Here is a 23,717-nt window from a genome sequence, read left to right as displayed (position 1 = left end):
GGTTCAACAAGGGGTGGCCGGCTGCAGCGGAGCACTGGCCGGGAACGAAGAATTGAGGCGAACAGCAGCCGTGAATTCACCTTCACCATTCGGTCAGAACGAGTGGTTGGTCGAAGAGATGTACCGCAAGTTCCGCGAGGATCCCTCGTCGGTGGACCCGAGTTGGCACGAGTTCCTCGTCGACTACTCCCCCGAGCCCACCACCGACGCCACCTCCGGCGGTAACGGCTCCTCCGCCCCGCGCCGGTCGTCGGCCCCGGTGAGTCCGCCCGAGCCCGCGCCTGCGCCCCCGCCGAAGGCGGCGAGCAGCAACGGCGCGCCGAAGGCCACCGAGGCTGCACCGAAGGACAAGGCGCCCGAGAAGCCCGCCGAGAAGCAGAAGGCCGCGACGCCGGAGAAGGCTCCGGAGAAGAAGGAGCAGGCCCCCGCGGCCAAGGCTGCGGAGAAAGCTCCCGAGAAGAAGGCCGCGCCGGCCCAGGACGGCGACGAGACACAGGTGCTGCGCGGGGCCGCGGCGGCCGTGGTCAAGAACATGTCGGCGTCGCTGGAGGTGCCGACCGCCACCAGCGTGCGGGCCATCCCGGCCAAGGCGATGATCGACAACCGCATCGTCATCAACAACCACCTCAAGCGCACGCGCGGCGGCAAGATCTCGTTCACCCACCTGCTGGGTTACGCGATCGTGCAGGCGGTCAAGAAGTTCCCGAACATGAACCGGCACTTCGCCGAGATCGACGGCAAGCCCACCGCGGTCACGCCCGCCCATACGAACCTGGGCCTCGCGATCGACCTCGTGGGCAAGAACGGTCGGCAGCTCGTCGTCGCGTCGATCAAGAACTGCGACACCATGCGGTTCGGCCAGTTCATCGCGGCCTACGAGGACATCGTGCGCCGCGCCCGCGACGGCAAGCTGACCGCCGAAGACTTTGCCGGCGTGACGATTTCGCTGACCAACCCGGGCACCATCGGCACCGTGCACTCGGTGCCGCGGCTGATGCAGGGCCAGGGCGCGATCGTCGGCGCCGGCGCGATGGAGTACCCGGCGGAGTTCCAGGGCGCCAGCGAGGAACGCATCAACGAGGTCGGCATCGGCAAGCTGATGACGCTCACCTCCACCTACGACCACCGGATCATCCAGGGCGCGGAGTCGGGCGACTTCCTGCGCACCATCCATCAGCTGCTGCTCGACGACGAGTTCTACGACGAGATCTTCCGTGAGCTCGGCATCCCCTACGAGCCGGTGCGCTGGCGCATCGACAACCCGGACTCGATCGAGGACAAGAACGCCCGCGTCATCGAGCTGATCGCGGCCTACCGCAACCGCGGTCATCTGATGGCCGACATCGACCCGCTGCGGCTGGACAACACCCGCTTCCGCAGCCATCCCGATCTGGACGTCAACACCCACGGGCTGACGCTGTGGGACCTCGACCGCGAGTTCAAGGTCAACGGGTTCGCCGGCCAGACGCACAAGAAGCTGCGCGACATCCTTGGCCTGCTGCGCGACGCCTACTGCCGCCACGTCGGGGTGGAGTACACCCACATCCTCGAGCCCGAGCAGCAGCAGTGGCTGCAGGACCGCATCGAGGTCAAGCACGAGAAGCCGACGGTCGCCGAGCAGAAGTACATTCTGTCCAAGCTCAACGCCGCCGAGGCGTTCGAGACCTTCCTGCAGACCAAATACGTTGGGCAGAAGCGTTTCTCGCTGGAAGGCGCCGAGACCGTCATTCCGATGATGGACGCGGCGATCGACCAGGCCGCCGAGCACGGTCTGCACGAGGTCGTCATCGGGATGCCGCACCGCGGCCGGCTCAACGTGCTGGCCAACATCGTCGGCAAGCCCTACAGCCAGATCTTCACCGAGTTCGAGGGCAACCTGAACCCGTCACAGGCGCACGGCTCCGGTGACGTCAAGTACCACCTCGGCGCGACCGGCACGTACATCCAGATGTTCGGCGACAACGACATCGCGGTGTCACTGGTGGCCAACCCGAGCCACCTCGAGGCCGTCGACCCGGTGCTGGAAGGCATCGTGCGCGCCAAGCAGGACACGCTCGACACCGGCGAGGAGACCAACGGGTCCAACGACTTCACCGTCGTGCCGATGATGCTGCACGGCGACGCGGCGTTCGCCGGGCAGGGTGTGGTGGCGGAGACGCTCAACCTGGCGCTGCTGCGCGGTTACCGCACCGGCGGCACGATCCACATCATCGTCAACAACCAGATCGGCTTCACCACGTCGCCGTACGACTCGCGTTCGTCGGAGTACTGCACCGACGTCGCGAAGATGATCGGCGCGCCGATCTTCCACGTCAACGGCGACGACCCCGAAGCCGCGGTGTGGGTGGCCAAGCTGGCCATGGACTTCCGGCAGAAGTTCAAGAAGGACGTCGTCATCGACATGCTGTGCTACCGCCGGCGCGGGCACAACGAGGGCGACGACCCGTCGATGACGCAGCCCAACATGTACGACGTCATCGACACCAAGCGCGGGGTCCGCAAGAGCTACACCGAAGCGCTGATCGGCCGCGGCGACATCTCGATGAAGGAAGCCGAAGACGCCCTGCGCGACTACCAGGGTCAGCTCGAGCGGGTTTTCAACGAGGTCCGCGAACTCGAGAAGCACGCCATCGAACCCAGCCACTCGGTCGAAGCGGACCAGATGGTCCCGGCCGGCACCAACACGGCGGTGGAGAAGTCGCTGCTGCAGCGCATCGGCGACGCGCACCTGGCGTTCGGCGAGGACTTCAACGTGCATCCGCGCGTCAAGCCGGTGCTCGAGAAGCGCCGCGAGATGGCCTACGAGGGCAAAGTCGACTGGGCGTTCGGCGAACTGCTGGCCCTGGGATCGTTCCTGGCCGAGGGCAGGACGATCAGGCTGACCGGCCAGGACACCCGCCGCGGCACGTTCACCCAGCGGCACTCGGTGATCATCGACCGCAAGAGCGGCAAGGAGTTCACCCCGCTGGACATGCTGACCGTCGACTCGGACGGCAACCCGACCGGCGGCCGGTTCATGGTGTACGACTCGGCGCTCTCGGAGTACGCCGCGGTCGGGTTCGAGTACGGCTACTCGGTGGGCAATCCCGATGCGCTGGTGCTGTGGGAGGCGCAGTTCGGCGACTTCGTCAACGGGGCGCAGTCGATCATCGACGAGTTCATCAGCTCCGGTGAGGCCAAGTGGGGTCAGCTCTCCGACGTCGTGCTGCTGCTACCGCACGGTCACGAGGGGCAGGGTCCCGACCACACGTCGGGCCGCATCGAGCGGTTCCTGCTGCTGTGGGCCGAGGGGTCGATGACGATCGCGATGCCCTCGACACCGGCGAACTACTTCCACCTGCTGCGCCGCCACGGCCTCGACGGGATCCACCGGCCGCTGATCGTGTTCACGCCGAAGTCGATGCTGCGCAACAAGGCCGCGGTCAGTGACCTCAAGGAGTTCACCGAGCAAAAGTTCCGCTCGGTGCTCGAGGAGCCCACCTACGACGAGGGTGACGGCGACCGGTCCAAGGTGACGCGCATCCTGCTGACCAGCGGCAAGCTGTACTACGAGCTGGCGGCGCGCAAGACCAAGGAGAAGCGCGAGGACGTGGCGATCGTGCGGGTGGAGCAGCTGGCGCCGCTGCCGAAGCGCCGTCTCGCCGAGACCCTGGACCGCTACCCGAACGCCAGGGAGAAGTTCTGGGTGCAGGAAGAGCCGGCCAACCAGGGCGCCTGGCCGACGATGGGGCTGACGCTGCCCGAGCTGCTGCCCGATCACCTCGCCGGGATCAAGCGGATCTCGCGGCGCGCGATGTCGGCACCGTCGTCGGGCTCGTCGAAGGTGCACGCCGTCGAGCAGCAGGAGATCATCGACGAGGCGTTCGGGTAGCTGCCTTCGACGGCGGCTACTGCTTGGGCGTCAGCCGGGCGACGACCCGCGGGAACAGCCCCTGGTAGCCGGCGCCGACGAAGCGGATGACGTACTCGAACATCCGGGCGTCGTTGCCGACCAGGATCCGGGCCTTGTTCTTGCGGACGCCGTCGAGGATGATCTGGGCGGCCTTCTCCGGGGTGGTGCTGGCGAGCTTCTTGTCGAACGTCTTGGCCAGTTCGTCGGCGTCGAGCCCCTCGGCGGCGGTGGCGTTACGGGCGATCGCGGTCTTGATGCCGCCAGGATGCACGCAGCTGACCTTCACCGGGTGACCGGCCAGCGCCATCTCCTGACGCAGCGCCTCGGTGAACCCGCGCACCGCGAACTTCGCGGAGTTGTAGGCGGCCTGGCCCGGCACAGCGAACAGCCCGAACACGCTCGAGACGTTGACGACGTGTCCGTCGCCGGAGGCGATCAGGTGCGGAAGGAACGCCTTCGTGCCGTTGACCACACCCCAGTAGTCGACGTCCATCACCCGTTCCATGTCCTTGAAATGGCTGATCTCGATGTCGCCGGTGAACGCGATGCCGGCGTTGTTGTAGATCTGGTTGACCTTGCCGAAGTGCTCGGCGACGCCGTCGGCGTAGAGGTGGAACTCCTCGCGCTCGACGACGTTGAGGCGGTCGGCCTTGACCTGCGCCCCGATCGCCTTCAGCCGCTCCTCGGTGGCGGCCAGCCCCTCGGTGTCGACGTCGCTGATGGCGACGTGGGCGCCCGAGCGGCCCAGCTCGATCGCCAGCGCCTGACCGATGCCTGAGCCGGCGCCGGTCACGACGGCCACCTTTCCCGCGAAGCCCTGCATATCCGCTCCCGTTGTTCGACGTGTGTCCAGTTCGGCCCACCATAGCGGTACCGCGGGTACCGGTATCCGCAGGGGGCGGCCAGGGACGCGTAATGCCGCGCGTCCCATCGACGACAATAAGGGCATGACGTTCAGGTTCCCGGCCGTGGCGACGTTGGTGGCGGCCACCGTGACGATCGCGGCGGCGGCCACCGTGTCCGCAGCGCCCGCCCAGGCCGATTCCACCACCGATGTCTTCCTCTCGGCGCTCGACCACTACCGCCTGGGTGACATCGACGCGGGCACCGCCACCCGCGTCGGCGAGCAGGTGTGCCCGATGCTCGCCGAACCGGGACAGAACGCCGCGGACGTCGCCGCCAAGGTGGCCGACGAACTGGGCCGCCCCCTCGGGCCGGCGACGATGTTCACCGGGCTGGCGATCCAGATCTTCTGCCCGCGCGCGGTCACCGCGCTGACCGACGGGGTGCCGTTCTCCTTCTTCGGCTGAGCGCTCGATCGCCGCGAGCGCGCGCACACTGCCCGGAGTGTGCGGCGTGTCGACGCACAAACGCGCGCGCTCGCCGACAAGCCGCTAGTTGCTCGTGCCGAGCGGATGCGCGTCGAGCCACTGCCCGGCGACCAGGCCCGGGTCGGCGCCCTCGGCGATCTTGCGCCGCATGTCGGCCAGCGACCCGGTGTCCAGCACCCCGGCGATCTCGTTGAGCGCGAGCACCTGCGACTCACCGAGCACGTTGCGCCGATACAGCGGAACCAGATTCTCGGCGCGGATCAGCGACGTCTTGTCCGAGAGCATCACCACGTCCGACGGCACATCGGGAGCGGCCGTCGACGTCCACGCCATGTCCACCTCTCCGGCCCGCAACGACGCGAAAAGCTCTGTTGCATCCACGAACTCACGCGCGCGGGGCAGTGCACAGGTGCCGAGCGACGACGGCCGCGGCGCGCCCTTGACCGCGCCGACCGCGACGTCCGGACAGCGTCGCGCGAATGCGGACACGTCGCGACCCCACTCTCCGGCCGCGGCGTCGGTGACCGCCACGGCGGGCTTGTCCTCAGCCGAGACCGTGTAGTCGCCTGCGGCCACGCCTTCGGGCAGCGCGGAGAGCAGCGAGCGGTACACCTGCACGTCGGAGCGGGCGGGCGCGTCCGGGTCGAACCGCTCGAGCAGCCGTCCCGTGAACCCCGGCACGACGGTGGCGTCCGCCGAGTCCAACCCTGCCAGCGGATCCTCCGACGTGCGGACCTGCGCCGGACTTCCGTAGAACCCCAGCGCGGAGGCGTAGAGGTGCGCGACGAGCTGCGCCTGCGGGTCGGCGGTCGCCGCCACCGGGACCGGCGGCGGCGCAGGCCGCCCGCCGCACGCGGCCACGAGCACCGCCACGGTCAGCGCGGCCGCCAGCCGCCATGTCCGACGCAGCCGACTCAGTCCTCGGACGCGGCGGCCACCGCCGCCGCCACCGCCGGACCCACGCGCGGGTCCAGTGCGCTCGGCACGATGTGGTCGACCGCCAGGTCGTCGCCGACGACCGAGAAGATCGCCTCGGCCGCCGCGACCTTCATCTTCTCGGTGATCCGCCGGGCGCCGGCGTCGAGCGCCCCGCGGAACACCCCGGGGAACGCGAGCACGTTGTTGATCTGGTTCGGGAAGTCGCTGCGTCCGGTCGCGACCACCGCGGCGTACTTGCGCGCCACATCGGGATGGATCTCGGGATCGGGGTTGGACATCGCGAACACGATGCCGCCCGGGGCCATCGTGGCGATCAGCTCCTCGGGCACCAGCCCGGCCGACACCCCCATGAACACATCGGCTCCGTCGAGCGCCTCGGCCAGCCCGCCGTGCAGGCCGCGCGGGTTCGACCGGGTGGCCAGCTCGGCCTTGAACGGGTTGAGGTCGCTGCGGGCCGAGGAGAGAATGCCCTTGCTGTCGAGCACCGTGATGTCACCGACGCCCTTGGCCAGCAGGATGTTCGCGCAGGCGATTCCGGCGGCACCGGCGCCCGAGATCACGATCTTCAGCGTGTGCATGTCCCGCTGCAGCACCGTGGCCGCGCCGTGCAGCGCCGCGAGCACGACGATCGCCGTGCCGTGCTGATCGTCGTGCATGACCGGGCAGTCGAGCGCCTCGATCACCCGGCGCTCGATCTCGAAACAGCGTGGCGCCGAGATGTCTTCGAGGTTCACCGCGCCGAAGGTCGGCCGCAGCCGGATCAGCGTCTCGACGATCTCGTCGGGATCGTTGGTGTCCAGCACGATCGGGATGGAGTCCAGCCCGCCGAAGGCCTTGAACAGCGCGCTCTTGCCTTCCATCACCGGCAGCGAGGCCGCGGCGCCGATGTCACCGAGTCCGAGCACCGCGCTTCCGTCACTGACCACGGCGACCAGCCGGTGCGCCCAGGTGTACCGGGCCGCCAGCGTCTTGTCGGTCGCGATCGCCCGGCTGACCTTCGCCACCCCCGGGGTGTAGGCGATCGACAGCGCGCGCTGGGTGTCCAGCGGTGAGTTCATCCCCACCGAGAGCTTGCCGCCCTCGTGCGCTTCGAAGATCTCGTGGTCTTCGACGACCACCTGAGGGGTCCGCGCCGCCGAAGGCTCACGCGAAGGGGAAACAGCACTGTCCGCCACGGGCGTCAGGGTAACCGACCGCCTGTTCTCACAGGAACGGGTTGGCCCTCGGTGAGGGGTTTCGGCCAGGCTCCCCGCGTACGATCCGACTAGCTTGGGGGCACGGAGTATCCGGAGGGAGGTCTCTCGCATGCCGTCGTTTCGCGCGTTGCCGCCGTCGCTCATGCGTCAGGGCGGTCGGCCCCGACCGGATGATCCCGATGCCCGCCGTATCCACGTCCCGGTCGCACGGGCGATGGTCGACTGCGGCGTCTACTGCGACGGCAACCGGCTGCCCGGCAAGTACACCCACGCCGCGGCGCTGGAGAAGGTGCACGCGATCGAGGCCGAGGGCAGAGCGGCGTTCGTCTGGATCGGCCTGCACGAACCCGACGAGCACCAGATGCAGGCCGTGGCCGACGTGTTCGGTCTGCACGAGCTCGCGGTCGAGGACGCCGTGCACGCCCATCAGCGGCCCAAACTCGAGCGCTACGACAACACGCTGTTCCTGGTGCTCAAGACGGTGAAGTACGTCGACCACGAGTCGATCGCCAACATGCGCGAGATCGTCGAGACCGGCGAGATCATGATCTTCGTCGGTCCCGACTTCGTGGTGACCGTGCGCCACGGCGAGCACGGCGGACTGGCCGGGGTGCGCAAGCGGCTCGAGGCCTCGCCGGCCTCACTGAAGCTGGGGCCCTACTCGGTGATGCACGCGATCGCCGACAGCGTGGTCGACACCTACCTCGACGTGACAGAACTGATCGAGACCGACATCGACGCGATGGAGGAGGACATCTTCTCGCCGCGGCCGCTGACCGACATCGAGACCATCTATCTGCTCAAGCGGGAGGTGGTCGAGATGCGGCGCGCAGTGAGCCCGCTGACCACCGACCTGGAGCGGATCGGCACCCACCACGACGACCTGATCAACGTCGAGATCCGCCGCTACATGCGCGACGTGCTCGACCACACCATCAAGGCGGCCGATCGCATCGCCAGCTTCGACGAACTGCTCAGCTCGCTGGTGCAGGCCGCGCTCGGCAAGGTCGCCATGCAGCAGAACGTCGACATGCGCAAGATCTCGGCCTGGGTGGCGATCGCCGCGGTGCCGACCGCGCTGGCGGGCATCTACGGCATGAACTTCGACAACATGCCTGAACTGCACTGGACGTGGGGGTATCCGGCGGTGCTGCTGGTGATGGTCACCGTGTGCCTGCTGCTGTACCGCACCTTCCGGCGCAACCACTGGCTGTAGCGGCCCCTGTCAGGCCGGACTGGCCGCCCGTCGACGCGGATCGGTCACGTCGACGCCGTCCTGCTCCCAGGCCTCCCGCATCGCAGGCGCGCCCTTGAGCCGGACCCAGGCGGCTTCGGTCGCGGTGATCGGCACCGCTGACAGCACGCTCACCGGGGAGTAGGGCTCGGGCAGCGCGACGTCGCCGATGTCGCTGCGGCCCAACAGGAACGCGGTGAACGGCGCGCCCTGCCACAGCGGCGTCTCCAGGTCGATCAGCGCGTCGGGTTCGAGCACCAAACCCTCCACCGCCGGCGCGGCGGCCACCACCGCCACCGAGCGCGCGAGCCCGACGGGTGACGGGCCGCGCAGTGACACCATCACCTCCGCACGGGGTCCGCGCACGGGATCGGCCATCAGATCGCCGGGGTCCACCATCGGGTGAGACGAACAACCGAGCGAAACATAGTGCGCTGCAACATCTTCGGTAGCACCGAAGCGCAGGATGACCATCCGGTCGGTGCCCAGAAAGGTCACGCTGGCCTCGTCGGGCTCCATCGCGCCGGCCCGGGCGAAGTGGTCGAGCAGCTTCGCCCGCACCGTGGCCAGGACATCGGCCACGTCAGATCTTCAGACGGGCCAACAGATCCCGGCCACGCTCGGCGCCCTGCGGATCACACAGCACGTCGTAGCGCCCGGCCACCAGCTGCAGAGTCGAGCTGAAATCCCTTGTGCCGCGCGCCATCGCGTACGGCACAGCGGACGTGATCAGGCCGAAGAACACACCGGCGATCAGACCGGTGATCAGCGACCCCCACGGGCTCGGGCTGAAGAACCCCAGGATCAGGCCGATGAACAGGCCGAGCCAGGCGCCGGTGAGCACGCCGCCACCGAGCACCTTGGGCCAGGTCAGTCGGCCGGTGACCCGTTCGACCTGCATCAGGTCGACGCCGACGATGGTGACCTGCTCGACCGGAAACTGCTGGTCGGAAAGGTAATCCACCGCGCGCTGGGCTTCGGCGTAGGTCGGGTAGGACCCGATGGGCCACCCCTTGGGCGGGGTGGGCAGACCCACCGGACGGCCACGGCCCGACGCGGCAGCGCCCGGTGTCTGGCCTGGCTGGAACGGGCTGGTCATGGTCTTGCACTCCTTCGATCCGCAAAGCACCTCGTTGCTGGGTCAACGCTCGGGACGGGCCAAAGGTGCCCCGCTGCACGTTCCCCTCGGCTCACCTGTACGTACGCTAGGTTGATCAGCATGACAAGTTCGGACGACGACGCAGGCCGAAACGACCGTTCCGACTCCGCTGCCGGCGGGTCAGAGCAGTCGTCCGCGGGCTACGAGGCGCCCCCGATCGAGCAGTCTGCGACTCCCCCCGACTACACGCCGCCGCCGGCCTACAACCCGGCGCCGCCGCAGTACTCGTCGCCGACGGAGTATCCCCCGCCCCCGCCCGGGTACGCACCGCCCTACCCGGATCAGAACACCGGGCCGGCGCCCTACCCCGGCTACGGCGGTCCGGCCTATCCGCCGCCGCCGCCCTACGGGACCGCACCGGGCGGTTACCCGCCTCCGCCGATGGGCGGCTACCCGAACGCCGAGTACGGCTACGGCGCGCCCGCGGCTCCCGGCACCAACACGATGGCGATCGCGTCGCTGGTCGCGTCCATCGTCGGGGTGTGTTGCTTCGTCGGCTCGATCGTCGGGATCGTGCTCGGCATCCTGGCGCTCAACCAGATCAAGCAGACCCGTCAGGCCGGCCACGGGCTCGCGGTCGCCGGTATCGCCGTCGGCGCGGTGTCACTGGTGATCAGCCTGGTGTGGAACTTCTACGCCCTCAGTTCCTGACGAAGCGGCACCGATGACCACGAGCGGCCCCGAGCAGCCTTTCGACGATCCCGGGCTGCCGCCGCCGGTCTATCCGCCGCCGTACCCGGGCCCACCGCCGCCCGGCTACTACTCCGCGTACCCCGCCTACACCACGTATCCGGGGTATCCGCCGCGTCCGCCGGGCACCAACGGCAAGGCGATCGCGGCACTGGCGACCGCGCTGGGCGGTCTGATCTGCTGCGGACTGCCCTCGATCGTGGGCCTGGTGCTCGGCATCATCGCGATGCGCGAGACCAGGCGCACCGGCCAGAACGGCTTCGGGCTCGCCGTGGCCGCCGTGGTGATCAGCACGCTGCTGATCATCGTCGGCGTCATCTACTTCGCGCTGACGACGCTGCTGTATGCCGGCAACTGGCAGTGGGCGCCCTAGCCGCTCGCTGGGACGAACCGCTCGCCCAAGCGGCGCATGCCGGCCGCGCGGCCTTTGCCTGCGATGACGAGCGCCATCTTGCGGCTGGCCTCGTCGATCATCTCGTCGCCGAGCATCACCGCTCCCCTGGCGCCGCCCGCCCGGGAGGTGTGCCACTCGTAGGCCTCCAGGATCAGCTCGGCGTGGTCGTAGGCCTCCTGGCGGGGACTGAAGATCTCGTTGCCCGCCGCGATCTGGTCGGGGTGCAGCACCCACTTGCCGTCGAAACCCAGCGCCGCGGCCCGACCGGCCACCCGGCGGAAGGCCTCCACGTCGCGCACCTTCAGATACGGTCCGTCGATCGCGTTGATCCCGTTGGCGCGCGCGGCGATCAGGATCCGCATCAGCACGTGGTGGTAGGCGTCGCCGACGTCGTAGCCCTCCGGTTGCTCCCCCACCTCGAGGGTGCGCATGTTCAGGCTGGCCATCAGGTCGGCCGGGCCGAGCACCAGCGCCTGCACGCGGGGGGCGGCGGCGATCGCGTCGATGTTCGTCAGCCCGCGGGCGTCCTCGATCTGGGCTTCGATGCCGATCCGCCCGACCGGCAGACCGTGCGCGGCCTCCACCTGACCGAGCAGCAGATCCAGGGCGTGCACGTGTGAGACGTCGGTCACCTTGGGCAGCACGACGATGTCGATGGACGCCCCCGCCCGGCCGATCACGTCGATCACATCGGTGTGGGTCCACGGAGTGGTCCAGTCGTTGACGCGCACCCCGCGCAACTGCCCGGCCCATCCCGGTTCGGCGAGCGCGGCCGCGACCTGCTCGCGCGCTTGGGCTTTGGCGTCGGCGGCCACCGCGTCCTCGAGGTCGAGGAACACCTCGTCGGCAGGCAGCGTCTTCGCCTTCTCGATCATCTTCGCGCTGCTGCCCGGCACTGACAGGCACGTTCGACGGGGTCGATAGCGGTTTTCCACAACCTCACTCTCTACTCTGACAACCATGGCGTCGGTCAACAGGGTCTATGCGGCCCGGCTCGCGGGAATGGTGGTGCTGGGTCCCGACGGCGAATCGATCGGCCGTGTGCGCGACGTGGTGATCAGCATCAGCCTGGTCCGCCAACAACCGCGTGTCCTCGGTCTGGTCATCGAATTGCTGACGCGCAAAAGGATTTTCGTGCCGATTCTGCGCGTCACCGCGATCGAACCGGGTGCGGTCACCCTGTCCACCGGCAGTGTGTCGCTGCGCCGCTTCTCCCAACGTCCCGGCGAGGTGCTGGTGCTGGGCCAGGTGCTCGAGACCCGGGTGCGCGTCGACGACCCCGAGCTGACCGAGCTGGCCGGGATCGACGTCGTGGTGGTGGATCTGGGCATCGAGCAGACCCGCACGCGCGACTGGGTGGTGACCAAGGTCGCCGTCCGTCCACAGCGGCGGCTGGGCCGGCGCAGCAACGTCCACACCGTGGACTGGCAACACGTCCAGGGCCTCACGCCGTCGGGGCTGGCGATGCCCGATCAGGGGGTGGCTCAGCTGCTCGAGCAGTTCGAGGGCCAGCGCCCCATCGAGGTGGCCGACGCGATCCGCGAACTGCCCGCCAAGCGCCGCTACGAGGTGGTCAACGCGCTCGACGACGAACGGCTCGCCGACGTGCTGCAGGAACTGCCCGAGGACGAGCAGGTCGCGCTGCTGCGGCAGCTCAAGACCGAGCGTGCCGCCGACGTGCTCGAGGCGATGGATCCCGACGACGCGGCCGACCTGCTGGGCACGATGACCCCGGCCGACGCCGAGCAGCTCCTGCGCCGGATGGACCCGGAGGACTCCGAGGACGTGCGACGCCTGCTGAGCCACTCCCCCAACACCGCCGGCGGTCTGATGACGTCCGAGCCGGTGGTCCTGGCGCCCGACACCACGGTCGCCGAAGCCCTTGCGCGCGTGCGTGATCCGGATCTGACACCGGCGCTGGCGTCACTGGTGTTCGTGGTCCGGCCGCCGACCGCCACGCCGACGGGACGCTATCTGGGCTGCGTGCACCTGCAGCGACTGCTGCGCGAACCACCCGCCGCGCTGGTCAGCGGCATGGTCGACAAAGACCTGCCCAGCCTGCGGCCGGAGGATTCGCTGGGTGCGTTGAGCCGATACTTCGCCGCCTACAACCTGGTGTGCGGCCCGGTCGTCGACGAGGAGAGCCACCTGCTCGGCGCGGTCTCCGTCGACGACGTGCTCGACCACCTGCTGCCCGACGACTGGCGGGAGCGTGAAGCCGAACCCGAGATCGTGACCGCCGAGAGGACGACATGAGCGACCTGTCTGCTCGGCAGCGCCTCGACACGCCCAAGAGCAGCCGCTCGTTCGCGCCGCGGCTGGACGTGGAGGCGGTCGGCCGCGTCAGCGAGCGCTTCGCGCGCTTCCTCGGCACCGGGCGCTACCTGGCGATCCAGACCATCTTCGTGATCGTTTGGGTGTTCCTCAACGTCGGCGCGTTCGCCTGGCAGTGGGACCCGTATCCGTTCATCCTGCTGAACCTGGCCTTCTCCACCCAGGCGGCCTACGCCGCACCGCTGATCCTGCTGGCGCAGAACCGGCAGGAGAACCGGGACCGGGTCTCGCTCGAAGAGGACCGCAGGCGTGCCGAGCAGACCAAGGCCGACACCGAGTACCTGGCGCGCGAACTCGCCGCGCTGCGGCTCGCGGTCGGCGAGGTGGCCACCCGCGACTACCTGCGCCGCGAGCTCGAGGAGATCCGCGAGATGCTCGTCGAGCTCCGTCCTGCCGACGCCGCGGGCGACGGCGAATCGAGCAAACCCGACACCGGTGAGCGGCGGTCCCGGAAATCCGGATGAGACAGCTGTGGCCAATGCTGTTACACGGCCGTAGCCGAATAGGTATGGTGACGGGGTTCACAGGCGATCACACAGCTAGGACGGTTGAGTGCACATAGGGGGAGGAGCGGCCCTCGGAGCAGCGAGGAGTCGCGCCGGACGCGTCGTGCGGATGCCGGCTTTCGGTGTTGCCGCAGTGTTGACCCCCCTGGTGCTCGCAGGCGCTGTCGGCGCCTCCGCCCCCTCGACCAACGCCCCGACCCGCGACGCGGCCGTAATGCCGCTCGCCGCCGTCGCACCGGCGGCCGGCGAATCGGGTGTGTCGGTGGTGGCGGTGGCCAAGGCCCCGACGCCAATGCGCATCGCCGCGTCCACCGTGTCCGCACCACCACCCGCGGTGGTCGTGAATTCCCCCGGCACACTGCGCATCCCGTCGATGGCGCTGGCCGCCTACCGCAACGCCGAGACCAAGATGGCCTCGGCCACGCCCGGTTGCGGCGTGAGCTGGAACCTGCTGGCGGGCATCGGTCGCATCGAGTCGATGCACGCCAACGGCGGCGCCACCGATGCGCGGGGCACCGCGGTGCGGCCGATCTACGGCCCCACCCTCGACGGCACCCTGGCCGGTAACGAGGTCATCGTGCAGAGCCGCAGCGCCGACCGCGTGGTGTACGCCAGGGCGTTGGGCCCGATGCAGTTCCTGCCCGGCACGTGGTCGCGCTATGCCGCCGACGGGGACGGCGACGGCAAAGCCGACGTGCAGAACGTGTTCGACGCGTCGCTGGCCGCCGCCCGTTACCTGTGCAGCGGAGGCCTCAACCTGCGCAGCCAGACCGACGTGCTGAGCGCGATCCTGCGCTACAACAACTCGATGGCTTACGCGCGCAATGTGCTGGCGTGGGCCGCGGCGTACGCCACCGGCGTGGTGCCCGTCGATCTGCCGCCGATCACCGGCGAGGTGCCCGCGCTCGGCGACAGCCACCTCGACCGGCCCGAGGGACTCGGCCCCGGCCTGCCGCTCAACGCGGCCGGACTGCCCGCCAACGATCCGCTGGCCCTGCTCCAACTCGGTCAGCGCACCGACGTCGCGAGCCTGATCAGCACCAATGTGCCCGGCTTCGCGCCGGGACAGTCCCTGGGCCCGCTGCCCGGCCCGGCGCCGGCCCCGCAGGCCGCGCCGCAACCGGTGGCTCCCCCGCCGCCGGCCTGGCTGCCGCCGTGGGTGACGCCTCCGCCGGCTCAGCAGCAGCCCGAGTGCGCGGTGTTCTGCATCACGAACACGCCCGCTCCCGCGGCAGCGCCCGTTCTCCCCGCCCCGGCGGCCGCGCCGTGGGCGCCACCCCAGCTGCCCCCGCCGGCCGCTCCCGTCGCCCCGGCCGCCCCAGGCCCGATGCTGCCCCCGGCGCTGGGTCCGGCACCCGGCCCGGTCGCCTGAGCACTCGGCCGCCGCCGGAGGGTGGCCGCCTGCGGCCTACACTCGCGGGTGATGCCTGCGAATACCTCTGACCTGACCGCGGCCGTGCGCGCGGCGCTGACCAAGGTGATCGACCCCGAACTGCGGCGCCCCATCACCGACGTCGGCATGGTCAAGAACGTCACCGTCGAGGCGGGTGGATCCGTGCACGTCGAGATCTACCTGACCACCTCGGCCTGCCCGAAGAAGACCGAGATCTCCGACCGGGTCACCCGGGCCGTCAGCGACGTCCCCGGCACCGGCGCGGTCCGGGTCACCCTCGACGTGATGAACGACGAGCAGCGCGCCGAGCTGCGCAAGCTGCTGCGCGGCGACTCGCGCGAGCCGGTGATCCCTTTCGCGCAGCCCGGCTCGCTGACCCGGGTCTACGCGGTCGCCTCCGGCAAGGGCGGGGTCGGCAAGTCCAGCGTCACGGTGAACCTGGCCGCCGCGATGGCCGCCCGCGGCCTGTCGGTCGGTCTGCTCGACGCCGACATCTACGGCCACTCGGTGCCCCGCATGATGGGCACCACCGACCGCCCCACCCAGGTCGACTCGATGATCCTGCCACCGGTGGCCCACGACGTACGGGTGATCTCGATCGCGATGTTCACCCAGGGCAACACCCCGGTGGTGTGGCGTGGACCGATGCTGCACCGCGCGCTGCAGCAGTTCCTCGCCGACGTGTACTGGGGTGACCTCGACGTGCTGCTGCTGGACCTGCCGCCGGGCACCGGCGACATCGCGATCTCGGTGTCGCAGCTGATCCCGGGCGCGGAGATCCTGGTTGTCACCACTCCCCAGCTCGCCGCGGCGGAGGTCGCCGAGCGTGCCGGCGCCATCGCGCTGCAGACCCGCCAGCGCATCGCCGGCGTCGTCGAGAACATGGCAGGGCTGCTGATGCCGGACGGGTCGACGATGCAGCTGTTCGGTGAGGGCGGCGGCCGCCGGGTCGCCGAGAGTCTGTCGCGCTCGGTAGGTGCCGACGTGCCGCTGCTGGGCCAGGTGCCGCTGGATCCGGCGCTGGTGGCCGCAGGCGACACCGGGATTCCGCTGGTGCTCAGCGCGCCCGACTCTCCGGCAGGCGTCGAGCTGTGCAAGATCGCGGACTCGCTGTCCAGCCGCAAGCGCGGGCTGGCCGGCATGTCGCTGGGTCTGGACCCGGCCGGCCGTTAGCCGCTACGTCGCGTCCGGGTCGAACCGGGTCGCGCCCGGCGAGGCATCGATCGGCCCAGGGCCGGACTGCGGCTTCTCCGGCGGGGTCTGCGGCTTCTCCGGGGTGCTCGGCGCGTCGAAGCGTCCGGTGAAGATCGAGTCGTCGCCGTCGAGCAGGTGCTTGGTCAGCGCCGCGCGCGGCGTCATGCCCCGCAGCTTCTGCAGTTCGGACAGCGGTTCGCGCAGATCATCGAACTCCGGGCCCAGGTCCTGGCGCAGCTGGCTGGTCGCGCCCGAGATGTAGTCCCTCGCCTGACGCACCGCGCCGGAGGTCCAGCGGATCGCGCCGGGCAGCCGCTCCGGACCCAGGATCACCAGACCGGCGATCACCAGGACCAGCATCTCGCCCCAGCCGACGTTGGCGAACATGGCCTACGTGCTGTTGTCGGGGCCGGGGGTCACCATCAGCGTGACGCGACGGCCGTCGCGGACCACCTCGACCGGGGCGGGTTCGCCGATCTTGAGCTGACGCACGGCGACGACCATCTCGTCGGCGTCGGCGACCTCGCGGTTGCCGACCTTGACGACGACATCGTTCTCCAGGATGCCGGCCCGCTCGGCGGGACCGCCCGCGGTCACATTGGCGATCTGGGCGCCCTTGGACACGTCGTTGCTCACCGAGCGTGCGGTCAGCCCCAGGGTGGGGTGCGCCATCTTGCCGCTCTGGATCAGCGTCTCCACGACCTGCTTCACCTCGTTGACCGGGATCGCGAACCCGAGCCCGCTGGCGCTGTCGGAGAGCGACTTGCCCGCGGTGTTGATGCCGATCACCTCGGAGTTCATGTTGATCAGCGGGCCGCCGGAGTTGCCGTGGTTGATGGACGCGTCGGTCTGCACGCCGTCGATGACGGTGTCGGTGTCCGACCCGTCGCCGGACAGCGGTACAGGCCGGTGCAGCGCGCTGATGATGCCGTGGGTGACCGTGCTGCGCAGGCCCAGCGGGGCGCCGGCGGCGATCACCTCTTCGCCGACGCGCAGCTTCTCGGAGTCCCCGAGCCGCGCCACGACGAGGTTGTCGACGTTGTCGACCTTGAGCACCGCCAGGTCGGTCTTCGGGTCACGGCCGACCAGGTTGGCGGGCACCTCCTTGCCGTCGTTGAAGACGACCGACATCTTGAACTTGCTCGGGTTGGTGGCCGCCTCGGAGATGACGTGGTTGTTGGTGACGATGTAGCCGCGGCCGTCGACGATGACACCGGAGCCCTGCGCGCCCTCGGTGTCACTGGTCGCCTCGATCGTCACCACCGAATCAGCAACGGCTGCAGCTACTTTCGCGAACTGACCCTGCGGCGGCTCGCCGTTGTCGCCGGTTTCCAGCGTCACCTTCGACGTGGTGAACGCCTCGACCACCTCTGCGGTCTTGCGGCCGACCAAGCCGCCGGCGATGCCGATCACCAGCGCGACGATGGCCAGCACGCCCAGCGCGACGTAGGACACCTTCCCGCCGAACAGCACGTCGCGCACGCCCAGCTTCCCGGCCGGCGCAGCAACCGCGGCGGGTGCGCTGTGGGTGAGCGCCGGGGTGCCCAGCCCCACGGGCGCACCCGGGTTGCGCCACGGATCGTCGGCGTCGTCACCGGCACCGCCGCGCTCGGCCTCGAGAGCTCCCGCGTCGGTCGGGTGCCGCTGCAGCGAGTCGCCGCCCCGGTACGGCCGGCCGAAGGCCTCGGCCAGCACCGGGTCCGGTGGTTGGTCCTTTGGTGCGTACTCGCCCTGATCGCGCGCCTGGCCCTTGTTGACGAAAGATCCGTCCACGCCGTCGGGCCTGCCGAAGGCACGCTGGGCCGCCGGATCAACCGGCGGACGGGACACGGGGCGCGGTTCGAGACGTTCCCGACCGGTCTGGTCCAGATTGGTCACCCGTACATCGCCCTTTCATGCACTTCCGTACCCAACACACCGTGATCGCGGTGCCGGCAGTCCCCGGCGCACATGTCCGGTCGACGCGCCCTCACCCTACCGACGCTTGCGACGGGCGCGCGGCGCGCCGTCAGCCAACTGCGCGGTGTCGGCCGGTTCCGGTTGCTCGATCGGTGCGTGCTGCGGGATCTGGGACAACAGGCCCAGAAGTGAGCTCGGCATCGCCACCGGACACGCGTCACGCAGCACTTCCCGGGCCTGGCGCTGGGCGTCGACCTCGGTCGCACACTGCGGACACATCGACATGTGGTGCGCGGCGCGCAGGTGCGCGCTCATGCGCAACTCGCCGTCGACGAACGCGGCTACGGCTTCGGTGGACAGGTGCTCGGTGGAACCGAACTGACGTGGCCCGACCGGGGCGTCACTCTGAGAGGCGAACTGGGTGGGGAGCCAGGAGAAAGCGCGACGGAACGCGTGTCCGGGATCGAACACCACCTGACTCCTCTCCGGTCATGTCATATCGACGGGTCTTCATCGAATGTAGCGCGGCATGCTGTGAACCCGCCGACGAACGTCAGGCCGATCTGGCCGCGTCGCGCACGTCGACGTCGGAGTGGCGGGCGAGGTAGTCGCGCAGCGCCTGGCGGCCACGGTGGATGCGGCTGCGCACGGTGCCCAGCTTGACGCCAAGCGTCGCGCCGATCTCCTCGTAGGACAGCCCCTCGATGTCGCACAGCACCACGGCGGCGCGGAACTCAGGGGGCAGGGAGTCGAGCGCGGCCTGCAGGTCGGGGCCCAGCCGCGAGTCGTGGTAGATCTGCTCGGGATTGGGCTCGTCGGCGGGCACCCGCTCGTAGTCCTCGGGCAGCGCTTCCATCCGGATGCGGCCGCGGCGGCGGACCATGTCGAGGAACAGGTTCGTGGTGATGCGGTGCAGCCAGCCCTCGAACGTGCCGGGCTGGTAGTTCTGCACGGAGCGGAACACCCGGATGAAGGTCTCCTGCGTCAGGTCCTCCGCGTCGTGCTGATTGCCCGACAGGCGGTAGGCCAGCCGGTACACCCGGTCGGCGTGCTGGCGGACCAGCTCGTCCCAGCTGGGCATCGCGGCGTGATCGCCGGTGGCGTCGAAGACCGCGGTGCCGGTCAGCTCGTCGGTCGGCTCGACCCATTCGGCATCGGTGAACTGCTCGAGGTGTGCCATCGAAACGGGAGCGGCGGTGGGGCCGGTCACTGTGGTGGTCGTCGGATCCTCCATGTCGTGCGAACCGCGGTCGTCGAGAGACCGCTCGAGGGCAACAACACGGCGCAGCGACACTTTCTTCCCGTCGTCGGGCAGTCCGATCTGGTCGCGGTGCGCGCCGTCTGTCATGCGATCACGTTCTCCTGTGGTGGTGTGCCAGGCATATGAGCAAACTGAACATTTCCTGAGAAAGAGCGCTACCCATTTTCGACCAGCGGAAACGGCGCGGCGCGGGGCCGGTACGGGCGAATTCCGCGGACGGGCGTGTCGGGGTCCCGGCGTCGCCGCCGACGCTCTACGCTCGCGGGCATGGCGAGCACCGACGAGCCCGCAGGCAGCGCCGGCGATTCCGGATCCCGGCCCAGCCCGGCCGAGGCGATCGTCAGCCACGCCGAACACTCGATCTCCGAGGACGCGATCGTCGCCGCCGCGCGGGAACGCGCCGTCGACATCGGCGCGGGCGCGGTGACGCCGGCCGTCGGCGCCCTGCTCTGCGTACTGGCGAAGCTGACCAGCGCCAAAGCGGTGGTCGAGGTGGGTACCGGCGCCGGGGTCAGCGGTCTGTGGCTGCTGTCCGGCATGCGTGAAGACGGCGTACTCACCACCATCGACGTCGAGCCCGAACACCAGCGCATCGCCAAGCAGGCGTTCACCGAGGCCGGCGTCGGCCCGGGGCGGACCCGGCTGATCGGCGGCCGCGCCCAGGAGGTCCTCACCCGGCTCGCCGACGAGTCCTACGACCTGGTGTTCATCGACGCCGATCCCGCCGATCAGCCGCAGTTCGTCGTCGAAGGAGTGCGCCTGTTGCGGCCGGGCGGGGCGATCGTCGTGCACCGCGCGGCGCTGGGCGGCCGGGCCGGTGACGCGACGGCCAAGGACGCCGAAGTCGCCGCCGTGCGGGAGGCCGCCCGGCTGATCGCCGAGGACGAGCGGCTGACCCCGGTGCTGATCCCGTTGGGCGACGGCCTGCTCGCCGCCGCCCGCGACTGATCTTCTCTCCCCGCGGAAGCGCATTCCTGGTCGCTGAACCGCGCTTCTTACGACCCGGAATGCTATTCCGCCGATAGGTCTTGACCGCGTGCTAAACGAGTGTTTAGCATGTTGAACATGCGTTCAGCGGACGATCTCACCGCAGCGGCACGGATTCGTGACGCCGCGATCGACCTGTTCGGCCGCGAAGGCTTCGGCGTGAGCGTGCGGGCCATCGCCGCGGCGGCCGGCGTGAGCCCCGGTCTGGTCATCCACCACTTCGGGTCCAAGGAGAAGCTGCACCGTGCGTGCGACGACTACGTCGCCGAGACCGTGCGGGCGAGCAAGTCGGAGACGATCCAGAGCTCGGACCCGGCGACCTGGCTGGCGCAGATGGCCGAGATCGAGGGCTACGCCCCGATGATGGCGTATCTGGTGCGCAGCATGAGCAGCGGCGGCGAGCTCGCGAAGATGCTGTGGCTCAGCATGATCGACAACGCCGAGCAGTACATCGAAGAGGGCGTGCGCGCCGGAACCATCAAGCCCAGCGTCGATCCCAAGGCGCGGGCCCGCTTCGTCGCGATGGCCAACGGCGGCGGATTCCTGCTGTATGCGCAGCTGCACGAGAACCCGACGGACCTGCGCGCAGTGCTGCGCGACTACAGCGAGGACATGGTGCTGCCCGCCCTCGAGCTCTACACGAACGGCCTGTTGGCCGACTCGACGATGTACGACGCCTTTCTGGCCCAGCGCGAGAAGGGCATCCCGTTCACCTCCACCGAAGGAGACCACCGTGACTGACCACCGAACCACCCCCGCGGTCGAGATCCGCGGATTGACGAAGAACTTCGGCGCGGTGCGCGCCCTCGACGGCCTCGATCTGACCGTCGCCGACGGCGAGGTGCACGGTTTTCTCGGACCCAACGGCGCCGGCAAGTCGACCACCATCCGCATCCTGCTCGGGCTGGCGCGCGCCGACGCGGGCACCGTACGCCTGCTCGGCGGCGACCCGTGGACCGACGCCGTCGCCCTGCACCGCCAACTGGCCTACGTGCCCGGCGATGTCACGCTGTGGCCCACCCTCACGGGCGGCGAGACCATCGACCTGCTGGCGCGTATGCGGGGCGGCATCGACGAGAAGCGGCGCGCCGAGCTCATCGAGCGCTTCGACCTGGATCCCACGAAGAAGGCACGCACCTACTCCAAGGGCAACCGGCAGAAGGTGTCCCTCGTCTCGGCGTTCTCGTCGAACGCCAGACTCCTGCTGCTCGACGAACCGAGCAGCGGCCTGGATCCGTTGATGGAGAACGTCTTCCAGCAGTGCGTCGGCGAGGCTCGCGCGCGCGGCGTCACCGTCCTGCTGTCCAGCCACATCCTCGCCGAAACCGAGGCCCTCTGCGACCGGGTCACCATCATCCGGGCCGGCCGCACCGTGGAGAGCGGCACGCTGGACTCGATGCGGCACCTGTCCCGCACGTCGATCAAGGCCGAGATGATCGGTGACGCCGTGGATCTCGGCCGTATCCCCGGCGTCGAGGACGTCAGCGTCGAGGGCCGTACGGTGCGCGCACAGGTCGACAGCGGCAGCCTGGCCGAGGTGATCAGAGTCCTGGGCGAAGCAGGGGTGCGCAGCCTGATCAGCCAGCCGCCGACGCTGGAGGAGCTCTTCCTGCGGCACTACCACACCTCGGACACTGCCGAGCAGGTGAACGCATGACCACCCTGCTCGATCGCCCGCACCAGCCAGCGCACCAGGCGCCCCGGCCAGGCACCGCCCTGACGGGAACCCTTGGGCTGCTTCGTCTCTACGCCCGCCGCGACCGCGTCGTGCTGCCGTTGTGGGTGCTGCTTTTGTCGGTGCCGCTGTCGACGGTGTACGTCGGCAGCATCGAGGCGGTGTATCCCAGCGCCGCTGACCGCGCGACGTTCGCCGCGTCGATCATGGCCAGCCCGGCGCAGCGCGCACTCTACGGTCAGGTCTTCAACGACAGCCTCGGCGCGGTGGGGATCTGGAAGGCCGGCATGTTCCACGTGCTGATCGCCGTGGCCGTGATCCTCACGGTGATTCGCCACACCCGGGCCGACGAGGAGACCGGCCGCGGCGAGCTTCTCGACTCCACCGCCGTCGGCCGGTACGCCGGACTGACGGCGGCGCTGCTGCTCGCCTGCGGCGCCTCGGTGCTGACCGGCGTCATCGGCGCCGCGGGCCTGCTGACCCAGGACGTCCCCGCGGCGGGATCCCTGGCCTTCGGCGCCGCACTGGCCTGTTCGGGTCTGGTGTTCGCGGCGGTGGCGGCGGTCAGTGCGCAGGTGTCCTCGAGCGCACGGTTCTCCCGCGGCGTCGCGTTCGCCGTGCTCGGGGTGGCGTTCACGCTGCGGGCGGTGGGCGATGCGGGCGCCCGGGCGCAGATCCTGTCGTGGTTGTCGCCGCTGGGCTGGTCGTTGCAGGTGCGCCCCTACGCGGGCGACCGGTTCTGGGTGCTCGGCCTGCACGTCGCTCTCACCGTCGTCCTTCTCGTCCTCGCGTACAGCCTCCTCTCCCGACGCGATATCGGCGCGGGGCTGCTCGCCGAGCGCCTGGGTCCGCCACGTGGAGGGCACCGCCTGCACGGGGTACTGGGACTGGCCTGGCGGCTGGACCGCGGGTCACTGATCGTGTGGACCGTCGGACTGGGCCTCTACGGCGCGATCATCGGCAGCATCGTGCACGGCATCGGCGACGAGATCGGCGGCAGTCCGATCGCCCGCGACGTGGTGGCGCGCCTCGGCGGCACCGATGCCATGGAGCAGGCGTTCATCGCGGTCGCGTTCAGCATGCTCGGCATGGTCACCGCGGCGTTCGCGATCTCGCTGGCCCTGCGGCTGCACCACGAGGAGTCCAGTGGGCACGCCGAGACGGTACTGGCCGGTGCGGTCAGCCGAACACGCTGGCTGACAAGTCATCTGGCCTTCGCGCTGGGTGGTCCGACCGTCGCCCTGTTGATCGCCGGTCTCGTCACCGGGCTGACCTACGGCGCCGCCGCGGGCGACATCGGTGGCACGCTGCCGAGGGTCCTGGGCACAGCGGCCGTGCAACTGCCCGCGGTGTGGTTGCTCGTCGCCGTCACGGTGGCGCTGTTCGGTGCGCTGCCGCGCTTCACGCCGGTCGGCTGGGGCGTGCTCGTCGCGTTCATCGCGCTGTTCATGCTCGGCTCGCTGTCGGGCTCACCGCAGTGGCTGCTCGATCTCGAACCCTTCACCCACATCCCGCATGTCGGCATCGGCGATTTCACGCCCGCCCCGCTGCTGTGGCTGCTGGCCCTCGACGCGGCTCTGATCATCCTGGGCGCCATCGCTTTTCGCCGACGCGACCTACGCTGAGGAGGACG

23 protein-coding genes are annotated in these 23,717 nt (G+C 69.7%); 13 read left to right on the top strand and 10 right to left on the bottom strand.

Annotation, left to right across the window (positions count from 1 at the left end):
* The first annotated feature begins 118 nt into the window (after window positions 1-118).
* Entirely contained in the window at window positions 119-3,871 is a 3,753-nt protein-coding gene (locus G6N45_RS11900) for a multifunctional oxoglutarate decarboxylase/oxoglutarate dehydrogenase thiamine pyrophosphate-binding subunit/dihydrolipoyllysine-residue succinyltransferase subunit (protein ID WP_246229075.1), read from the top strand.
* Window positions 3,872-3,887: 16 nt separating this feature from the next.
* Here the strand turns inward: G6N45_RS11900 and G6N45_RS11895 are convergent, their stop codons facing one another.
* A complete protein-coding gene (locus G6N45_RS11895) occupies window positions 3,888-4,715 on the bottom strand; it encodes an SDR family NAD(P)-dependent oxidoreductase (RefSeq protein WP_163722522.1) in 828 nt (275 codons plus the stop codon).
* A gap of 124 nt (window positions 4,716-4,839) precedes the next feature.
* On the opposite strand from G6N45_RS11895, the gene G6N45_RS11890 reads away from it, so the two are divergent.
* Complete coding sequence (locus G6N45_RS11890) at window positions 4,840-5,202, top strand: DUF732 domain-containing protein (RefSeq protein WP_057148358.1); 363 nt, start codon at window positions 4,840-4,842, stop codon at window positions 5,200-5,202.
* Between the two features lie 84 nt (window positions 5,203-5,286).
* Here the strand turns inward: G6N45_RS11890 and G6N45_RS11885 are convergent, their stop codons facing one another.
* Window positions 5,287-6,132, bottom strand: a complete 846-nt coding sequence (locus G6N45_RS11885; protein ID WP_179965365.1) for a glycine betaine ABC transporter substrate-binding protein — start codon at window positions 6,130-6,132, stop codon at window positions 5,287-5,289.
* A gap of 5 nt (window positions 6,133-6,137) precedes the next feature.
* Window positions 6,138-7,280: an NAD(P)-dependent malic enzyme gene (locus G6N45_RS11880; RefSeq protein WP_057148356.1), complete on the bottom strand. Its 1,143-nt coding sequence runs from the start codon at window positions 7,278-7,280 to the stop codon at window positions 6,138-6,140.
* Window positions 7,281-7,467: 187 nt separating this feature from the next.
* On the opposite strand from G6N45_RS11880, the gene corA reads away from it, so the two are divergent.
* Window positions 7,468-8,574, top strand: a complete 1,107-nt coding sequence (gene corA, locus G6N45_RS11875) for a magnesium/cobalt transporter CorA (protein WP_163722521.1) — start codon at window positions 7,468-7,470, stop codon at window positions 8,572-8,574.
* Between the two features lie 9 nt (window positions 8,575-8,583).
* Here the strand turns inward: corA and G6N45_RS11870 are convergent, their stop codons facing one another.
* Both G6N45_RS11870 and G6N45_RS11865 read right to left on the bottom strand, forming a co-directional pair.
* Window positions 8,584-9,174, bottom strand: coding sequence for a suppressor of fused domain protein (locus G6N45_RS11870; RefSeq protein WP_179965313.1), 591 nt, complete (start codon window positions 9,172-9,174; stop codon window positions 8,584-8,586).
* A gap of 1 nt (window position 9,175) precedes the next feature.
* Window positions 9,176-9,691 (bottom strand): YflT domain-containing protein, encoded by a 516-nt coding sequence (locus tag G6N45_RS11865; RefSeq protein WP_163722520.1) that lies wholly within the window; start codon window positions 9,689-9,691, stop codon window positions 9,176-9,178.
* A gap of 120 nt (window positions 9,692-9,811) precedes the next feature.
* Between G6N45_RS11865 and G6N45_RS11860 the strand changes: the two genes are divergently transcribed.
* Window positions 9,812-10,402 (top strand): DUF4190 domain-containing protein, encoded by a 591-nt coding sequence (locus tag G6N45_RS11860; RefSeq protein WP_163722519.1) that lies wholly within the window; start codon window positions 9,812-9,814, stop codon window positions 10,400-10,402.
* A gap of 13 nt (window positions 10,403-10,415) precedes the next feature.
* A complete protein-coding gene (locus tag G6N45_RS11855; protein ID WP_163722518.1) occupies window positions 10,416-10,814 on the top strand; it encodes a DUF4190 domain-containing protein in 399 nt (132 codons plus the stop codon).
* Here G6N45_RS11855 and G6N45_RS11850 read toward each other — a convergent pair.
* On the bottom strand, window positions 10,811-11,770 hold the full coding sequence (locus G6N45_RS11850; protein ID WP_163722517.1) for an HpcH/HpaI aldolase/citrate lyase family protein: 960 nt from the start codon (window positions 11,768-11,770) through the stop codon (window positions 10,811-10,813). The two genes, G6N45_RS11855 and G6N45_RS11850, sit on opposite strands and share 4 nt — an antisense overlap.
* Before the next feature lie 25 nt (window positions 11,771-11,795).
* On the opposite strand from G6N45_RS11850, the gene G6N45_RS11845 reads away from it, so the two are divergent.
* The 4 genes from G6N45_RS11845 to G6N45_RS11830 all read left to right on the top strand — a co-directional run bounded on the left by G6N45_RS11845 (window position 11,796) and on the right by G6N45_RS11830 (window position 16,241).
* A complete protein-coding gene (locus G6N45_RS11845; RefSeq protein WP_163722516.1) occupies window positions 11,796-13,091 on the top strand; it encodes a magnesium transporter MgtE N-terminal domain-containing protein in 1,296 nt (431 codons plus the stop codon).
* Entirely contained in the window at window positions 13,088-13,633 is a 546-nt protein-coding gene (locus tag G6N45_RS11840; RefSeq protein ID WP_163722515.1) for a DUF1003 domain-containing protein, read from the top strand. The genes G6N45_RS11845 and G6N45_RS11840 overlap by 4 nt, the downstream gene beginning before the upstream one ends.
* A gap of 88 nt (window positions 13,634-13,721) precedes the next feature.
* The gene (locus G6N45_RS11835) at window positions 13,722-15,047 is read left to right on the top strand and encodes a lytic transglycosylase domain-containing protein (protein ID WP_163722514.1); all 1,326 of its coding nucleotides are present in this window, start codon (window positions 13,722-13,724) and stop codon (window positions 15,045-15,047) included.
* Between the two features lie 51 nt (window positions 15,048-15,098).
* Window positions 15,099-16,241, top strand: a complete 1,143-nt coding sequence (locus G6N45_RS11830) for an Mrp/NBP35 family ATP-binding protein (RefSeq protein WP_163722512.1) — start codon at window positions 15,099-15,101, stop codon at window positions 16,239-16,241.
* Between the two features lie 3 nt (window positions 16,242-16,244).
* Here the strand turns inward: G6N45_RS11830 and tatB are convergent, their stop codons facing one another.
* The 4 genes from tatB to sigE all read right to left on the bottom strand — a co-directional run bounded on the left by tatB (window position 16,245) and on the right by sigE (window position 19,509).
* Entirely contained in the window at window positions 16,245-16,649 is a 405-nt protein-coding gene (tatB, locus tag G6N45_RS11825; RefSeq protein WP_057148347.1) for a Sec-independent protein translocase protein TatB, read from the bottom strand.
* 3 nt (window positions 16,650-16,652) lie between these two features.
* Entirely contained in the window at window positions 16,653-18,140 is a 1,488-nt protein-coding gene (gene htrA / locus G6N45_RS11820; RefSeq protein ID WP_163722510.1) for a serine protease HtrA, read from the bottom strand.
* Window positions 18,141-18,236: 96 nt separating this feature from the next.
* Window positions 18,237-18,632 carry an anti-sigma E factor RseA gene (gene rseA / locus G6N45_RS11815; protein ID WP_163722509.1) on the bottom strand — a complete coding sequence of 132 codons (396 nt, stop codon included), beginning with the start codon at window positions 18,630-18,632 and terminating at the stop codon, window positions 18,237-18,239.
* Between the two features lie 82 nt (window positions 18,633-18,714).
* Window positions 18,715-19,509, bottom strand: a complete 795-nt coding sequence (gene sigE / locus G6N45_RS11810; protein ID WP_246228960.1) for an RNA polymerase sigma factor SigE — start codon at window positions 19,507-19,509, stop codon at window positions 18,715-18,717.
* Window positions 19,510-19,689: 180 nt separating this feature from the next.
* Between sigE and G6N45_RS11805 the strand changes: the two genes are divergently transcribed.
* The 4 genes from G6N45_RS11805 to G6N45_RS11790 all read left to right on the top strand — a co-directional run bounded on the left by G6N45_RS11805 (window position 19,690) and on the right by G6N45_RS11790 (window position 23,709).
* Window positions 19,690-20,370, top strand: coding sequence for an O-methyltransferase (locus tag G6N45_RS11805; protein ID WP_163722507.1), 681 nt, complete (start codon window positions 19,690-19,692; stop codon window positions 20,368-20,370).
* Between the two features lie 117 nt (window positions 20,371-20,487).
* Window positions 20,488-21,150, top strand: coding sequence for a TetR/AcrR family transcriptional regulator (locus G6N45_RS11800; RefSeq protein ID WP_163722506.1), 663 nt, complete (start codon window positions 20,488-20,490; stop codon window positions 21,148-21,150).
* Window positions 21,143-22,066, top strand: coding sequence for an ABC transporter ATP-binding protein (locus G6N45_RS11795; protein ID WP_163722504.1), 924 nt, complete (start codon window positions 21,143-21,145; stop codon window positions 22,064-22,066). Before G6N45_RS11800 ends, G6N45_RS11795 begins: the two co-directional genes overlap by 8 nt.
* On the top strand, window positions 22,063-23,709 hold the full coding sequence (locus G6N45_RS11790; RefSeq protein WP_163722502.1) for an ABC transporter permease: 1,647 nt from the start codon (window positions 22,063-22,065) through the stop codon (window positions 23,707-23,709). The genes G6N45_RS11795 and G6N45_RS11790 overlap by 4 nt, the downstream gene beginning before the upstream one ends.
* Window positions 23,710-23,717 lie beyond the last annotated feature (8 nt).

The organism is Mycolicibacterium psychrotolerans (assembly GCF_010729305.1).
Taxonomy (GTDB): Bacteria; Actinomycetota; Actinomycetes; order Mycobacteriales; family Mycobacteriaceae; genus Mycobacterium; species Mycobacterium psychrotolerans.
Note: the sequence above shows the minus strand (reverse complement) of the source record. Positions and strands in the feature narration are given on the sequence as shown.

Excerpts from the sequence above, each read along its gene's own strand:
- G6N45_RS11865 (WP_163722520.1), bottom strand. The coding sequence starts at position 9,691 with ATGACCAGCCCGTTCCAGCCAGGCCAGACACCGGGCGCTGCCGCGTCG.
- tatB (WP_057148347.1), bottom strand. The coding sequence starts at position 16,649 with ATGTTCGCCAACGTCGGCTGGGGCGAGATGCTGGTCCTGGTGATCGCC.
- G6N45_RS11890 (WP_057148358.1), top strand. The coding sequence starts at position 4,840 with ATGACGTTCAGGTTCCCGGCCGTGGCGACGTTGGTGGCGGCCACCGTG.
- G6N45_RS11805 (WP_163722507.1), top strand. The coding sequence starts at position 19,690 with ATGGCGAGCACCGACGAGCCCGCAGGCAGCGCCGGCGATTCCGGATCC.
- G6N45_RS11830 (WP_163722512.1), top strand. The coding sequence starts at position 15,099 with ATGCCTGCGAATACCTCTGACCTGACCGCGGCCGTGCGCGCGGCGCTG.
- G6N45_RS11860 (WP_163722519.1), top strand. The coding sequence starts at position 9,812 with ATGACAAGTTCGGACGACGACGCAGGCCGAAACGACCGTTCCGACTCC.
- G6N45_RS11895 (WP_163722522.1), bottom strand. The coding sequence starts at position 4,715 with ATGCAGGGCTTCGCGGGAAAGGTGGCCGTCGTGACCGGCGCCGGCTCA.
- corA (WP_163722521.1), top strand. The coding sequence starts at position 7,468 with ATGCCGTCGTTTCGCGCGTTGCCGCCGTCGCTCATGCGTCAGGGCGGT.
- G6N45_RS11855 (WP_163722518.1), top strand. The coding sequence starts at position 10,416 with ATGACCACGAGCGGCCCCGAGCAGCCTTTCGACGATCCCGGGCTGCCG.
- sigE (WP_246228960.1), bottom strand. The coding sequence starts at position 19,509 with ATGACAGACGGCGCGCACCGCGACCAGATCGGACTGCCCGACGACGGG.
- G6N45_RS11790 (WP_163722502.1), top strand. The coding sequence starts at position 22,063 with ATGACCACCCTGCTCGATCGCCCGCACCAGCCAGCGCACCAGGCGCCC.
- G6N45_RS11840 (WP_163722515.1), top strand. The coding sequence starts at position 13,088 with ATGAGCGACCTGTCTGCTCGGCAGCGCCTCGACACGCCCAAGAGCAGC.
- G6N45_RS11900 (WP_246229075.1), top strand. The coding sequence starts at position 119 with ATGTACCGCAAGTTCCGCGAGGATCCCTCGTCGGTGGACCCGAGTTGG.
- G6N45_RS11845 (WP_163722516.1), top strand. The coding sequence starts at position 11,796 with ATGGCGTCGGTCAACAGGGTCTATGCGGCCCGGCTCGCGGGAATGGTG.
- G6N45_RS11800 (WP_163722506.1), top strand. The coding sequence starts at position 20,488 with ATGCGTTCAGCGGACGATCTCACCGCAGCGGCACGGATTCGTGACGCC.